General features: G+C 61.2%; 16 protein-coding genes. 8 read left to right on the forward strand and 8 right to left on the reverse strand.

The features are described from left to right. The first annotated feature begins 142 nt into the window (after window positions 1-142). The gene (locus ACROHD_RS08690; RefSeq protein WP_432677238.1) at window positions 143-811 is read left to right on the forward strand and encodes a glycosyltransferase; all 669 of its coding nucleotides are present in this window, start codon (window positions 143-145) and stop codon (window positions 809-811) included. A gap of 74 nt (window positions 812-885) precedes the next feature. Here the strand turns inward: ACROHD_RS08690 and ACROHD_RS08695 are convergent, their stop codons facing one another. Further along, a complete protein-coding gene (locus tag ACROHD_RS08695; protein ID WP_432677239.1) occupies window positions 886-2,796 on the reverse strand; it encodes a PhoX family protein in 1,911 nt (636 codons plus the stop codon). A gap of 205 nt (window positions 2,797-3,001) precedes the next feature. On the opposite strand from ACROHD_RS08695, the gene ACROHD_RS08700 reads away from it, so the two are divergent. After that, window positions 3,002-3,562 (forward strand): L,D-transpeptidase, encoded by a 561-nt coding sequence (locus ACROHD_RS08700; protein WP_432677240.1) that lies wholly within the window; start codon window positions 3,002-3,004, stop codon window positions 3,560-3,562. Window positions 3,563-3,634: 72 nt separating this feature from the next. Here ACROHD_RS08700 and ACROHD_RS08705 read toward each other — a convergent pair whose 3' ends face one another. Then, a complete protein-coding gene (locus ACROHD_RS08705; protein ID WP_432677241.1) occupies window positions 3,635-4,288 on the reverse strand; it encodes a peroxiredoxin in 654 nt (217 codons plus the stop codon). A gap of 226 nt (window positions 4,289-4,514) precedes the next feature. Here ACROHD_RS08705 and ACROHD_RS08710 point away from each other — a divergent pair, with 226 nt between their 5' ends. Both ACROHD_RS08710 and ACROHD_RS08715 read left to right on the forward strand, forming a co-directional pair. Continuing rightward, window positions 4,515-5,960 carry an aldehyde dehydrogenase family protein gene (locus ACROHD_RS08710; RefSeq protein ID WP_432677243.1) on the forward strand — a complete coding sequence of 482 codons (1,446 nt, stop codon included), beginning with the start codon at window positions 4,515-4,517 and terminating at the stop codon, window positions 5,958-5,960. Window positions 5,961-6,033: 73 nt separating this feature from the next. After that, window positions 6,034-7,065, forward strand: a complete 1,032-nt coding sequence (locus ACROHD_RS08715) for a serine/threonine protein kinase (RefSeq protein ID WP_432677244.1) — start codon at window positions 6,034-6,036, stop codon at window positions 7,063-7,065. 67 nt (window positions 7,066-7,132) lie between these two features. Here the strand turns inward: ACROHD_RS08715 and ACROHD_RS08720 are convergent, their stop codons facing one another. Together ACROHD_RS08720 and ACROHD_RS08725 are read right to left on the reverse strand one after the other, a co-directional pair. Further along, window positions 7,133-7,783 carry a pseudouridine synthase gene (locus ACROHD_RS08720; RefSeq protein WP_432677246.1) on the reverse strand — a complete coding sequence of 217 codons (651 nt, stop codon included), beginning with the start codon at window positions 7,781-7,783 and terminating at the stop codon, window positions 7,133-7,135. Between the two features lie 38 nt (window positions 7,784-7,821). Beyond that, on the reverse strand, window positions 7,822-8,094 hold the full coding sequence (locus tag ACROHD_RS08725) for a hypothetical protein (protein WP_432677248.1): 273 nt from the start codon (window positions 8,092-8,094) through the stop codon (window positions 7,822-7,824). A 124-nt stretch (window positions 8,095-8,218) separates the two neighbouring features. Here ACROHD_RS08725 and ACROHD_RS08730 point away from each other — a divergent pair, with 124 nt between their 5' ends. From ACROHD_RS08730 to ACROHD_RS08740, 3 genes are all read left to right on the forward strand, one after another. Next, entirely contained in the window at window positions 8,219-8,383 is a 165-nt protein-coding gene (locus tag ACROHD_RS08730) for a hypothetical protein (protein WP_432677249.1), read from the forward strand. A gap of 126 nt (window positions 8,384-8,509) precedes the next feature. Continuing rightward, entirely contained in the window at window positions 8,510-9,229 is a 720-nt protein-coding gene (locus tag ACROHD_RS08735; protein ID WP_432677250.1) for an SDR family NAD(P)-dependent oxidoreductase, read from the forward strand. A 45-nt stretch (window positions 9,230-9,274) separates the two neighbouring features. Continuing rightward, entirely contained in the window at window positions 9,275-9,592 is a 318-nt protein-coding gene (locus ACROHD_RS08740) for a DUF3775 domain-containing protein (RefSeq protein WP_432677251.1), read from the forward strand. Between the two features lie 24 nt (window positions 9,593-9,616). Here ACROHD_RS08740 and ACROHD_RS08745 read toward each other — a convergent pair whose 3' ends face one another. The 4 genes from ACROHD_RS08745 to ACROHD_RS08760 all read right to left on the reverse strand — a co-directional run bounded on the left by ACROHD_RS08745 (window position 9,617) and on the right by ACROHD_RS08760 (window position 12,730). Next, window positions 9,617-10,756 (reverse strand): saccharopine dehydrogenase family protein, encoded by a 1,140-nt coding sequence (locus tag ACROHD_RS08745; protein WP_432677252.1) that lies wholly within the window; start codon window positions 10,754-10,756, stop codon window positions 9,617-9,619. Between the two features lie 25 nt (window positions 10,757-10,781). Next, window positions 10,782-11,825 (reverse strand): saccharopine dehydrogenase, encoded by a 1,044-nt coding sequence (locus tag ACROHD_RS08750; RefSeq protein ID WP_432677253.1) that lies wholly within the window; start codon window positions 11,823-11,825, stop codon window positions 10,782-10,784. 14 nt (window positions 11,826-11,839) lie between these two features. Next, on the reverse strand, window positions 11,840-12,499 hold the full coding sequence (locus ACROHD_RS08755; RefSeq protein WP_432677255.1) for a histidine phosphatase family protein: 660 nt from the start codon (window positions 12,497-12,499) through the stop codon (window positions 11,840-11,842). A gap of 69 nt (window positions 12,500-12,568) precedes the next feature. Beyond that, window positions 12,569-12,730: a hypothetical protein gene (locus ACROHD_RS08760; RefSeq protein WP_432677257.1), complete on the reverse strand. Its 162-nt coding sequence runs from the start codon at window positions 12,728-12,730 to the stop codon at window positions 12,569-12,571. A gap of 37 nt (window positions 12,731-12,767) precedes the next feature. On the opposite strand from ACROHD_RS08760, the gene ACROHD_RS08765 reads away from it, so the two are divergent. Then, window positions 12,768-13,982, forward strand: a complete 1,215-nt coding sequence (locus ACROHD_RS08765) for a hydantoinase/carbamoylase family amidase (RefSeq protein WP_432677259.1) — start codon at window positions 12,768-12,770, stop codon at window positions 13,980-13,982.

Here is a 13,982-nt window from a genome sequence, read left to right on the forward strand (position 1 = left end):
GATACCTATCCATGACCCCGGAGATTTCTCCGGGGTCATTTTTTTGCCGAAGTTTTGGGAAAAACTGTGTAAAGATAAGGATAACGAGCAGACCTGCCCGCAAGAGCGCACACCGCCGGGGGTAGGGCAGAGAGGCAAAGAGATGAGCGGGCAGATCACGATTTGCATGACGATGGGGCTGCGCCCCGACTATCTGGAACAGACGATTGCAAGTCTCGGGCCGCAAATGCAGTTGCTGCCGATTGTGGCGATCAATGATTTCGGGGATGAGCCAACGAACCGGATGTTCGACAAGCTCTGCCCTCATGGCAAACGCATCGACCTCGGGGGTCGCGTGGGTCATCACCCCGCTGTAGACGCGATGTATGAGGCCGTGGATACGCCCTATATCTTCCATATCGAGGATGATTGGGAATTCTCGCGGACCGACTTCCTGCCAGAAGCCATCTCCCTGCTGGACTCCGACCCCTCGCTGACGTCGATCTGCGTGCGGGAACTGGATGACATGCCGATCGAACCGCAACGTGCGGCCCGCGTCACTTATGAGGAGGTTGACGGCGTTTCCTACGCGCTTATGACCCGCGTCCACATGCGCTGGTACGGGTTCACCTTCAACCCGCATGTGATCCGCCGCAGCACCTGGCAGGATCTTGGCGGCTATAGCCGCTTCGGCAAGGAAAAGGACATCTCGCGCCATATGCGCGAGGCGAGGCGGCATGTCGGATATCTGGACAACGGCGGGTGCCGTCATATCGGGGCGGAGCATTCCATTGCCCGCAAGTCCAACCCGCTGATGGCGGCTCAGGCCTGACAAAAATCCCCGGCAAGCGATGCCTGCCGGGGCTTTAAGCAAAAATCTGGTGCTAAAATCGTCTTGGGCAGAGCTTAGCCGACAAGCCCGCCATCGTTGCGCCAAACGGCCACAATGGAAGAACGGGCCAATTGGCCGTCACCATCGGGGAACGGGGCCGAGGGATGCTGAATGCCCACGAACATGGTACGCCGATCCGATGACCAGGTGATGCCCGTCACTTCCGAGCCGTTGGGGCCGGTCAGGAAGCGCACGATTTCACCGGTTTCCGGGTCACCGCAGAGCATTTGGTTATTGCCCATGCCCGCGAAATCGCCCTCGTTGCTGTCGTCACCATCGGTCTGGATCCACAGCAACCCGGCTGTGTCGAACATCATCCCATCGGGCGAGTTGAACAGGTTGCCAGCGTTGACGTTGTCCGATCCGCCATAGGCGTCGTCATGCACTTCTGGGTTCCCGGCCATCACGTACAGATCCCAGGCGAAGCTGTCCGACGCGTGATCGTCATCTGCCGGGCGCCAGCGCACGATCTGGCCATAGCGGTTGCCCGCGCGCGGGTTGACCGCATTCAGGTCCATCACGTCGCCGCCAGCGTTGGTACGCATGGTGCTGTCATCGTTGAGCAGCGCGCGGCGGCTGTTATTGGTCAGCGCGCAATAGGCTTCGACCGCGATCGGGTTCACGGCGACCCACTCGGGGCGGTCCATTGTGGTTGCGCCGACGGCAGAGGCGGCCATACGGGTGTGAACCAGGATTTCGACCTCGGACATACCGGTGGCTTCTGGGGTCAGGGCAACCCACTCACCGCTGCCATCCTCGTTGAAACGGGCAACATACAGCTGGCCATCATCCAGAAGGCCATCGGTGTTGCCGCCGGTCTGGTAGACGCCGTTGGACAGGAACTTGTACAAAAACTCGCCCCGTTCATCATCGCCCATATAGACGGCCACGCGGCCATCGGGGGCAATCGCGCAAGCGGCGTTTTCATGCTTGAAGCGGCCAAGCGCGGTGCGCTTCACCGGGGTGCTGTCCGGGTTCGACGGGTCGATCTCGACGATATAGCCGAAACGGTTGGGTTCGTTGGGTTCAGCCGAGATATCGAAGCGCGCATCGTGCTGTTCGTAGTTGTAGCGGCTTTCGAGGTTGATCCCGTAACGGCGGAACGCGGCGGGGCGTTCGAAGTTCGGATCGGTAGAACCGAAATAGCCGTTAAAGTTCTCCTCACAGGTCAGGTAGGTGCCCCAGGGCGTGCGGCCCGCGCCGCAGTTGTTCAGCGTGCCCAGAACCTGCGTGCCGGACGGGTCGGCCGAGGTTTGCAGCATCGCGTCGCCAGCGGCTGGGCCGGACAGGCGCATTTCGGTGTTGTGATGGATACGGCGGTTGAAGGGGCTATCGACAACGATCTGCCAGCCAGCTTCCCCATGGGCCACTTCCATTACGGTGACGCCTTGCATGTTCTGCAAAGTCAGCACCGCGTCGGCGGTCTCGATCTCGCCACCGCTCGCGGGAAGGTTCACCTCGGGGTTCACATATTCATGGTTCACGGCAATCAGCTCGTGGCCATCGACATTGAACAGCTCCATCCCGTCGGTGTTTTCCCCGAACACCCGATCAGAGGCTTCGACTGTCACGCCTGTGGCAGGGTCGAGCGTTGCGGGCGCGTCGGAGAACAACGGATCGCCCCACCGGGCCAACGGTGCCCAGGAATAACCTTCGGGCACATGGACGGTGAAATCGGTCTGAGCGGCAATGGGGGTGAAGGCAAAACGGCTTGCACCATGGCCCATGGCCAGAGCAGCGGTGGAATTCATCAGGCCCGCGCCCATGGCAGCAGCGCCAGAGCCGAACGCGACAAGGCCCGACAGGAAGCCGCGGCGCGACAGGGCGGCCTCGACCACGCGGTCAAAATCAGTTTCTTCGGGGCGGGGATCGTGATGTTCATCCCACTCGTCCCAGGACAGGTGGCTGAGATCGGAGTCTTTCATGGCGGCCTCTTGCGCGATGGTTGCAACTGCCGCGTTGGCTAGCGTGGGCCTGTCAAAGCTGTGTGACAGGTTTGAATCGTCTTTGTGAAACTCTCGGGTGTGATTGTTTACAGAAACGTTATCAAACAAAGACTTGCCCGCCCCGGCGAGGATCGGCCAAACTTCGTAACGATCAGAAAATTGCTAAAGGGGAGGGGTGCTGCCAATGCTGACCCGCCGACATTTCATTGCCTCAGGGGCCGCTTTGGCTCTGACTCCAACCATTGCCAGGGCGCAAGACGGCTGGCAGTTGTCCACGCGGTATGAACCGCAGATGGTTGACATCAATCCGGGATTCAGACCGGGCACGGTCCATGTCGATATGGGGGCACATTTCCTATATCTGGTACATGAAAATGACACAGCGCTAAGATTTGGCGTCGCCGTGGGCCGCGAGGGGCGGCAAGCCGTTGGCACATTCCGTGTTGGGCGCAAGGCTGAATGGCCAAGCTGGACGCCCACACCGGGCATGATAGCTCGCGAACCGCACCTCTATTCCCAGTTCGCTGGCGGCATGGAAGGCGGACCTGACAACCCGCTCGGGGCGCGGGCGCTGTACCTTTACACGGGTTATGGCGATTCGCTTTTGCGTATTCATGGAACACCGCAACCCTGGTCGATTGGCATGTCGGCCTCTTCCGGGTGCATCCGAATGGTCAATGATCATGTGGAGCAGCTTTATGACATGGTCGACATCGGTACTCGGGTAACGCTGCACGCGGTCTGATCCCTTTCGATCGCAAGAAAAAGGCCCCCAGTTTAACTCTGGGGGCCTTTTCTTTTGTCTCTGCTTGGGCGTTCAGCCCTTCAGCTTTGCCATGCGCAGATAGGGCAGTTTCTTGTCGATCGAGCCGTATTTGGCGATGGCGTCCTCATCGCTGACCGTCATAGGCACAACCACGTCAGCGCCCGGCGTCCAGTTCGCCGGGGTCGCGATGGTTTCACGTGCGGCCGTTTGCAGGGCATCAAGCGCACGCAGCACCTCGGCAAAATTGCGCCCCACGTTCATCGGATAGGTCATCGACAGTTTCAGCTTTTTGTCGGGACCGATGATGAACACGGTACGTACGGTCTGGCTGTCGGCGGGGGTCGGGTTGTCGGACAGGTAGTAGTCGGCCTGAAGCATATCGAAAGCTTTGGACAGTTGCAGGTCCTTGTCCGCCACGATCGGGAAGCCCGCTTTGGCGCCGCCCACGGCCTCGATATCGCCCTTCCACTTCACATGCTCTTCCACGCCATCGACGGAAATCCCCAACACCTTGGTGCCGCGCTTTTCCCATTCATCGGCCAGCTGCGCGACGGCGCCGAATTCGGTGGTGCAGACGGGCGTGAAGTCCTTGGGGTGGCTGAACAGGATCGCCCAGTTGTCGCCGATCCAATCATGCAGCGCAAAGCTGCCCTGATCGGTTTCGACGGTCAGGTTGGGGATGGTGTCGTTGATACGAAGTCCCATTTCGGTCTCCTGCGGGCTTGGTTTGAATCGTCATTAAAAAGAATAGGTGTTCTGGGCCCAGGATACACGGGCGCAGCCTAGAATGATTGCATAATAGGGATGGACATTCCGACGCAGCGCGCAAGCCGGAACACCCGTTCCCGGCACGCCGTCGCGTCACAAACAGAGGGCCTTGTCCTTGGCAGCAGTCAATGACAGGCTCCGCGCCGAACAAGGGAGACAGATCATGCCCAAGAGCACAGATTTCTACATCAACGGCCAGTGGGTGGCCCCAAGCCAACCCAATGATTTCGACGTCATCAACCCCTCGACCGAGGAAGTCTGCGCGACAATTTCGCTTGGTGGGCAGGCTGATGTGGATGCCGCAGTTGCCGCCGCACGCACCGCGTTTGAAAGCTATGCCTATACGTCCAAACAGGAGCGGCTGGACCTGATCCGCAAGGTGCTGGACGTCTACAAGGCCCGTGGTGAGGATATGGCGCAGGCGATCTCGACCGAGATGGGCGCCCCCATCGACATGTCGCGCAGTTCCCAGGTTACGGCGGGCAGCTGGCACATCTCGAACTTCATCAAGGCGCTGGAGGAATTCGAGTTCGAGCGCCCCCTCGGCGATCATGCCCCCAATGACCGTATCATCTACGAAGGCGTCGGCGTCGTGGGTATGATCACGCCGTGGAACTGGCCCATGAATCAGGTGACGCTGAAGGTGATCCCGGCGCTGGCAACCGGCTGCACGATGATTCTGAAACCTTCCGAGATTGCGCCTTTGTCGTCGTTGGTCTGGGCAGAGATTCTCGATGAGGCGGGCGTGCCTGCCGGTGTCTTCAACATGATCAACGGCGATGGCGCGGGCGTCGGGTCCGCGATGACAGCCCATCCCGGTATCGACGCGATCAGCTTCACCGGATCGACCCGCGCGGGCATCGCGATTTCCAAAAATGCGGCGGATACGTTGAAGCCCGTCCATCTGGAGCTTGGTGGCAAAGGCGCCAACATCATCTTTGCCGATGCGGATGAAAAGGCCGTGAAGCGCGGTGCGCTCCATTGCTTCAACAACTCCGGCCAGTCCTGCAACGCCCCCACGAGGATGCTGGTCCAGCGCGAGATTTACGATCAGGCCGTGGAAATCGCCGCCGCAACGGCAGAGGCGACCAAGGTGGGTCTGGCCAGCGAATCCGGTCGTCACATCGGCCCTGTGGTCAGCCAGATGCAGTTCGACAAGATCCAAGGGCTGATCGCAAAGGGCATCGAAGAGGGCGCGCGGCTGGTCGCCGGTGGCCTTGGGCGGCCCGAAGGCTTCAACAAGGGCTATTTCGTGCGCCCCACGGTTTTCGCCGACGTGAACAACGATATGACCATCGCGCGCGAGGAGATCTTTGGCCCGGTCCTGTCGATTATCCCGTTTGAAGATGAGGCAGAAGCTTTGGCAATCGCCAATGACACCGAATACGGGCTCACGAACTACGTCCAGACCCAGGATGGCGCCACGCGCAACCGGCTTGCACGGCGCTTGCGGTCTGGCATGGTCGAGATGAACGGGCAGTCGCGCGGTGCCGGCAGCCCGTTCGGTGGCATGAAGAAATCCGGTAATGGGCGCGAAGGCGGTGTCTTCGGGCTGGAAGACTTCTGCGAGGTCAAGGCGGTGTCGGGCTGGTCGTCTGAAGACGCCTGACGCGTAATCGTGGACAAACCTTTGCATCCGGGGGTATGACGCCTCCGGATGTTGTCTTTTGGGGTCTCCCGATATGCCAGAGCTGCCCCTGACTTTCGTGCCGGACACGGTTCTGAAACGCGATGTGTTCTCGGAAACCATCGCGGGGCATCTTGTAGAAGATCCATCCTGTAAAGTGGCCCTGCGCAAGCTGGATGGCGTGCCGATCTGGGCGCGGCCTTTGGCGTGGTTTCTGGCGCGCAAGGAAATTCGGGGCCTGCGGGCGGTGCAGGGGATAGAGGGCACCCCAGAGCTGTTGCGCGTGGACAAGGTCGGCCTGCTGCGCAGTTGGTCAGAGGGCACGCCGCTGCAATTGGCACGCCCCGTGGATCCGCTGTTTTATCGTGACGCCAAGCGCTTGCTTCGCCAGATGCGGCGTCGGGGAGTGACCCACAACGATATCGCCAAACCCCAGAACTGGCTTCGCACGCCACAGGGTCGCGCGGCGGTGATCGACTTTCAGTTGGCCAGCGTGCATCGCCGTCGGGGCGTGATGTTCCGAACGATGGCAAGGGAAGACCTGCGCCACCTGCTAAAGCAGAAACGCGCCTTTGCGCCCGATCTTCTGACCGCCACGGAACGCCGGATGCTGGCGCGCAAATCATTTCCGACGCGCATCTGGATGGCCACGGCCAAGCCTCTCTACAACACCGTGACAAGACGCCTGATGAATTGGTCGGATGGCGAAGGGACAGAGGACAGGATTGAACGAGATGGGCCCGCGATCCGTGCGGCGCTGTCCGGCAATGATGCGGTGCGCGATATTGCCCTATGCACCTATGCGCAGCCTGCCCGTGGGGTGGGGATCTATGCCTTTGTCGAAACCGATCTTGGTGCCGACACGGTCCGGGCATTGGTGTCCGAGGCTCAGGCAGAACTGGTTCAGCCGGTTAACTGCTTGCCCCGTCGCTCAGACGGCAGCCTGCGCAGCGATGTATTGCAGCTGATCGCCACGAACCGGTTGGATGATCTGGAAGAACTCCTGCGGCAAGAGCCTGATCTAGAGCCGCTTCTTTGCCCGATTGTCGCAAACCGGCTGAACCTTACCGACCGGGTGCTGCGGTAGAAACGGGCGTGGGAACGATCTTGAAAGATCGTTGAAAGGATTTTGAAAATCCTTCCCGGCGCGTCGTTCAGAACGGGGCTTTGACCGAGAAGGTGACGCCTTTGCCACCATCGGGATGCCTCAGGCGCAGGCTTTCAGCGTGCAGCATCAGCCGAGGAAAATCGAGCGCAGGACCTGTGGCGTAGAACGGGTCGCCCAAGATGGGATGCCCAAGCTCTCGCATATGGACGCGCAGCTGATGCGACCGTCCGGTGCGCGGGTAGAGCCGCACCCGGGTCTCACCATCACCGACGCGCATGACCCGCCATTCGGTCTGTGCCGGTTTGCCGTTTTCATGATCGACCATCTGCAGGGGCCGGTTGGGCCAGTCCACGATCAGCGGCAGGTCGACCTCTCCGGTCTTTTCCGTCATCTGGCCCCAGACCCGCGCCACGTAGGTTTTCTTGGTCTGCCGTTTCTCAAATTGCAGACCCAGGTGCCTCTGCGCATGAGGGGTCAGGCCAAAGATCATTACGCCCGATGTATCCATATCCAGCCGATGCACCAGCAGCGCCTCGGGGAAGGCCTCCTGCACGCGGGCGATCAGGCAATCGGACAGGTGTTCACCCTTGCCCGGCACGGACAAAAGCCCGCTCGGTTTGTTGACAAGCAGAATCTCGTGATCGTGATGCAAGATATCCAGTGGATCCTGCGGGGGGCGGTAGTCGAGCGGTTTCATGGCCCCGGTTTATTGGCTGTGGCGCCGTTCCGAAAGACCTATTCCAGGCTGCCTGCCCGCAGGGCTATGATCACCGACGGTGTCATGATTCCGATGAGGGACAGGATCCACAGGTATCTGGCCCCGCGATGTGACGGATCCTTCAGCCAGGCGCCCAAGGCGGACAGGAAGGAAAACGGGCCCGGAAACATCTGCCCTGTATGCCCGGCGGCAATCGCGCGGATCTGGAAGATGGCCCGGAAGGACAGCATAGCCCACAGTGCGAAACAAAGCCCCTGTGCGCTCAGAAGAATGAGAATGCTGTTATCCATGGCGTCCCTCTTTCCTCGAACTTAGTCCAATTGAACGCGTTTTCCCGACCGCTGTTAAGCCCAAAGTAACCGACACCATGCAGTCTGATCGGGCTGTGGGGGCGTGAACCAACAGGTGAACGTCATGATCAATACCAAGTCGGAAATCCGCGTCCTGAAACTCAAGGAAACCCATCCAGAGGAAATCGACCGCGCCAGCGATGCACAGACCATGTTCCGCATCTGGTCACTGCTTGGCGGACAGGCGCAGATGCGGGACCGGACAATCGGAAACCGCGTTCTGGGCTGACCGAACCTCTCCTGCCCCGACAGTTTCCGGGGCAGGCATTTGCTGCGACGATAATGCGTTCCATCTGCGCTGGACCTGCCTACGCGGAAATGAAACCTTTCCTCCGACGCGACACCGGAGGATGAGATGCGCGATTGGGCGGGAATGCGATACTGGCTGTTGGGGGCAGATACCCCCCTTGGCGCTGCATTGGCCGAGAAGCTCAGCCGTGCCGGTGTCTCGCTGGTTCTGTCAGGTCGCGATCAGGGTAGGCTGGAAGACTTGATGGTCACTCTTCCGGGGCGGGCCAGCTACATTCCCCTCGATATCACCCAGGAACAGGGGCTCGAAGACGTTGCCATCGAGCTGGGAACGATCAACGGCCTTGTCTACGCGCTGGACGAACACTGCCGGGCAAGTTCCGAGCACTGGAACGCAGCGGGAGTCGGCAGAGTGATATCCACCAATCTGACCGGAATCGCCAATGCGCTTGGCATCGCGCTGCCGATCTTCGCGGGGCGCGGGCACATCGTGTTGCTCGACAGTCTTGCCGGGATCGGCGGGGCGCCCGGGCAGGCGGGCTACGCGGCCTCTAAGGCAGGTGTGCGCCTGTTGGCGGAATCGTTGGCGGTCGATGCAAAGGGGACAGAGCTGGCCGTGCAATTGGTGACGCTCGGTGTGCCGGGGGGCTGGATTGATGTTGCGCCGGACACTGCTGCCGCGGGAATTTTTGAACATATGGGCACCCCGCGTTTTCGGCGGACGGTTCCGTCTGCTGCGGGGGTGTTGGTGCGGCTGCTTCACGCTCTTCCCGGCTGGCTGACCCGGCCCGCCGTTGCATGGCTGACAAAACAAGCGCAGGATTGACCCGGGCGCGCGGCCCCAAGACACGGACAAACCGGAGGACCCGACATGCTGGCCATTTCCACCCACAAGGTCGCACAGATCATCCTGATGGGACACGAACTCGACCGAGCGGAAGGAGAGCTGCGTGGGTTTCTTGAAACCCTGAACGAAGATGAGCAGGCCGAGGTTGTCGCTGTCATGTGGATCGGGCGCGGCAGTTTTGAGGTTGAAGATTTTGCCGAGGCACTGGCGACCGCACGGGCGGAGGCGACGACGCCAACGGCAGATTATCTCATCGGTACACCACATCTTTCGGATCACCTGGAAGCAGGGCTGGAGGCGCTAGGTGTCGACCCGTCCGAGGCGGAAGAAGATCTGCTATAAAAAAGGGGCCCGAAGGCCCCCTGCTTATTGGTGATCGACGATTGCCAGATGTTGCGCCAGATCGGCGACAACGCCCATCCATTCGCGTACCAGCATCAAGTCTGACGGCGCGGCGGAAACACCGGCCCCGATGCGACCCGCCAGAACCGCCTCAACTGCGAGCGACACCGGGACAGAGACCAGACGTGCCATTGCGGTTCCGTGATCGTCGCCCCAGGCATCCATCGCATAGGTCTTGTGCCAGACGGTCTGACCGTCCTGCTCTGCCTTGAGCGACACGCAGAGAACCACGCGGTCTGGCTCGCCCTCATCATAGGCGTTCTCGGTCCAGAACTGATCGGACATTTCCTTCAGCCGGGCATCCCCTTCGGGGTCCTGCAACGTCTCGATCTCACGGAAGACCGGGGTCCAGGCGTCCTTCCAGCCGTTCAATCGCAATGTGCCGCGCACGAAGGTGTCGACAGTCCAATCCGCGTCAAAGCCATATTCTGTCATGAAGGGCAGGGAGTCGCGATTGGGATAGACCTCGAAGCTTTCCGGCGTGGGAAGCGGGGCCTCGTAGCTGGAAATCGCGTCCCATGGGCGGGTCACGATCTTTTCGGCGCCTCCGGCCAATGACTTCGACGGCGACCGCAGCGCCTTCAGCACGCCAAGGGGCGACCAGCTGAACTTGTAGCGGAAGGGGTTGGGAATTTTAGGGATGCCGCCGCAATAGCTTATGAAGCTATGGGTGTTGGCCGGGTCAAACGCATCGGACGACCGGTAGTCAGCCACCAGCGCATGGGCCATCAGATGGTCGATGCCCGGGTCGAGACCCACCTCATTGACCAGTGCCAGCCCCGCCTCTTTCGCTTTCGCATCCAGCGCCCGCATCTCGGGCGCGATGTACGAGGAGGACACAAAATGCGCGCCCTTGGTAATGCACAGCTCGGCCAGCGGAACATGCCAGTCTCCGGGCAGCATCGACACGGCCACGTCGCCGGGTTGCAGTGCCGCGCCGATCGCGTCGAGGTCGAAGACCCGGATGTCCTTGGTCAAATCACCCACGGCCTCTTCGGCCTTGGCAATCGTCCGGTTCCACACCACAACGGGCTGGCCCGCTTCGATCAGCCTGCGCAGGCCAGGGATGGCCGACAGGCCGGTTCCGCACCAATGGATCGTCATGTCACGGCTCTCCTTGTCTGGGCGCTCAGCCCACATGCTTGTCAAATTCGGCTTTTGCCCGCGCCCAGACCCCGCTTTCAATGTCGGTAAGCGTCAGCAGAGAGGGCAGAAGCTGCGCCGCGTAGTCCTGAGAGGATTCCACCGGCAGCATCGAGGGCAGGTTGTCGATGGCCATCACGTCCATCGGGGGCGTGTCGTGAACGCGCAGGACGGGCGCAGCCCACGTTGTTGCACGATCATAGACCGGAACCGGGTTGTAGTCGCTGTCAGGGTCGCAGGCGACGTCCCCGATGACAGTCAGGTTGCGCGGTTGCGCCAGCGCCTCGCGCGGGACGAAGACCGGCGTACCAGGGCGCGCGAGGATGCAGTTGAAGAAGATGTCATGGTCGAGGATCTCGGGGAACGGCCCGCCGCTGGCGGTTTCTGCGATATCCCATTTGGTGACACACATCCCCATGGCCTCGCACAGATCGGCCGCACCGGTGCCGACACGGCCAAGCGCGCCGATCACCATGGCGCGGGGCGCGGTCAGACCGGCCATGCCCTCCGCCAGATCGGCCAATAGCGCATCCTTGCCGGGATAGGCCCCAACGGGTGGGCAGATGTCGCCAGATTGTTGCGCAATCCAAGCTTTCAGGGAAACCGCTGCGCCCGCGAACCCGGCCCAGTAGCCGAAGGCGGCGACGCGGCGGCCGTCCTCATTCACCAGGTATTCCAGATCGTATAGCGTGCCGCCCCCTGCCTTGAACCGATCCAGCAGCGCGCGGCCCGAAAACTGCCCCTTGAAGGCGTGACCGAACATGATGTGGCGATGCGGAAGGGGTGTGCCGTCCTCGGGCAGTTCTTTGAGACCAAAGATAATCGCGTCAGAGGGCGCGTCGGGCCAGCTGTTTTCCGGCGCGATCTCGGCCCCGGCTTCGGCATAACCTGTCAAGCCGGCCGCACGGACCGAGCTTTCCTCGACCGTCACCCGGATGCCTGCCGCGATCAGGGCGCGAACGCCCTCTGCCGTCACTCCGGCGCGTTCCTCGTTCGGGCGCTGTTCGGCGCGAACCCAAAGATGTGTCATGTCGGCTCCTCCGGTCAAAGATGGGTGCGGGCAAACTGCCGTTCCGGGTGTTCCAGATGCGGCAGGGCGTTGAATTGCGTCAACGCCAGCGAGCCACGCAGCGGCAGCCAGCGGCTGAGCGAGGTATTCTCCACCGCCAGGCAGGCACGGGCATAGCCCATCATGTCCAGCCCAAGCGTGATTCGCATCGCCATGCCGATAACCCCGCCGGACGTGACGACCATCACCCGGCCATCGCCAGCACCGACGTCTTCCAAAGCGTCGTGCACGCGGGTTTCGAACGCTTCGAAGGTTTCGGGTGTGTTGTCGATCTCTCCTGCCTGCCATGCGGAGAACAGGCGCGGCAGATGGTCGGTGAAATCCTCTCGGTCTTCGGGAATCGGCACGCCGTGCTGATCACGGTAGAGCGTGGCCAGTGTGAAAAACTCCATCTCGTTGAAGCGCTCGTCGATCTGCGGTTCGGCATGGCCTGCAAGCCCGATGGCCGCGGCCGTTTCGCGGTGCCGCCGTAACGTGCCTGACACCAGCCGCGGAAAATGTTCTCCGGTGCGCGCCAGATGCTCTCCCAACCACCGTGCCTGTTGAGTGCCAAGCTCGCTTAGCCGGTCATAGCTATCTTCATCGCGCGCTTCGGTATTGGCCTGACCGTGGCGCACGAGGGTGATGTAGGACATAGGTTTTTCCTCGCGCAGTCTGACCCCCGCTTAGGACGTCACGGCGCGGGAGGAAAGGGGCGAAGCGTCTCAGAGCCCGATACTGGCGCGGATCGTGGGAAGAGCTCCGGCAGCAATCAAGCCAACGGCGGCCCCGATGCCAAGGCGGATCATCGGGCGACCAAGGTTCGGCCCGGCAAGGCCCAAAAGGCCACACACCACAGCGTAAAAGGCAAGCGTTACAGGGTCCATGACTGGACGATAGCACAAAACGGGCTAGGAATGGGATATGGCACAGGTATTTGACATCGATTCCACACGCTTTCTGGCCGACCTTCACCATCTCCGCAGTTTTGGCGCAGAGGGAACGGGTGTGGTGCGGCCCGCGTTTTCACCGGCGGATGTGGCCGCGCGAACATGGCTTTCTGCCCGTATGGAAGAAGCTGGTCTAACCCCTCATATGGATCCGGCCGGCAATCTCTTCGGACTGGTCGATGGCCCGTCGCTGCTGATCGGATCGCATTCCGATTCTCAGCCCGAGGGTGGCTGGCTCGATGGGGCGCTGGGTGTGATCATGGGGCTTGAGATAGCCCGCGCAGCGCGTGAGGCCGGCGGACCAGCCATTTCCTGTGTCAGCTTTCAGGATGAGGAAGGCCGTTACGGAGCTCTGACCGGCAGCGATATCTGGTCAGGCAGCACCACCTTGGCCGAGGCAGACACGTTCCGAGCTACCGATGGTCAAAGCTTTGCCGAGGCCCGCGCCACGGTTGCCCATATGGCAAGGCCCGATTTCGTGGACCCGGAACGGTTCACAGGATTCCTGGAATGCCATATCGAACAGGGCCCCGTTCTGGATCAGGTTGGTGAAGCGGTTGGGGTTGTGACTTCGATTGTTGGCCTCAGGCAATTGCAGGTCACTGTCAGAGGCAAGCAAAACCACGCGGGCACAACGCCCATGGCGATACGAAGGGATGCGTTTCAGGGCGCGGTGCGGATCGCAACGCTGCTGAATGACCGGTTCCGCAACTTGGTGACGCCTCAGACCGTCTGGACCATCGGGCATATGCGGTTGTCACCGAATGCGTCGTCCATTGTTCCGGGCAAGGCGGTGTTCACAATTCAATGGCGTGATGGCGATGTCGAACGGCTGGACAGGATGGAACGGGTGATCGATTCCGTGCTGCTGGAGGTTGAGAACGGCACAGGGCTGAACATCACTGCTGATCGTCTGCGCAACGATCTGGTACCGGTGCCGATGGATGCCCGAATGCAAGAGGCGCTGTCGAGGGCAGCCGGTCAGATCGCACCTGGAAAGTGGCGGTCTATGCCTTCTGGCGCCTTGCACGATGCCTCCAACCTGTCGCGGATGATGCCTGTCGGGATGCTGTTCGTTCCGTCCATCGGCGGAATCAGCCATGATTTCGCGGAAGATACCGACGAGGCCGATCTTGTGACCGGCCTCAAGGTTCTGGCCCGCGCGGCGGGGGATCTCGCCCCGGGCTGA

The sequence above is a fragment of the Nioella aestuarii genome (assembly GCF_050896395.1).
Taxonomy (GTDB): domain Bacteria; phylum Pseudomonadota; class Alphaproteobacteria; order Rhodobacterales; family Rhodobacteraceae; genus Nioella; species Nioella aestuarii.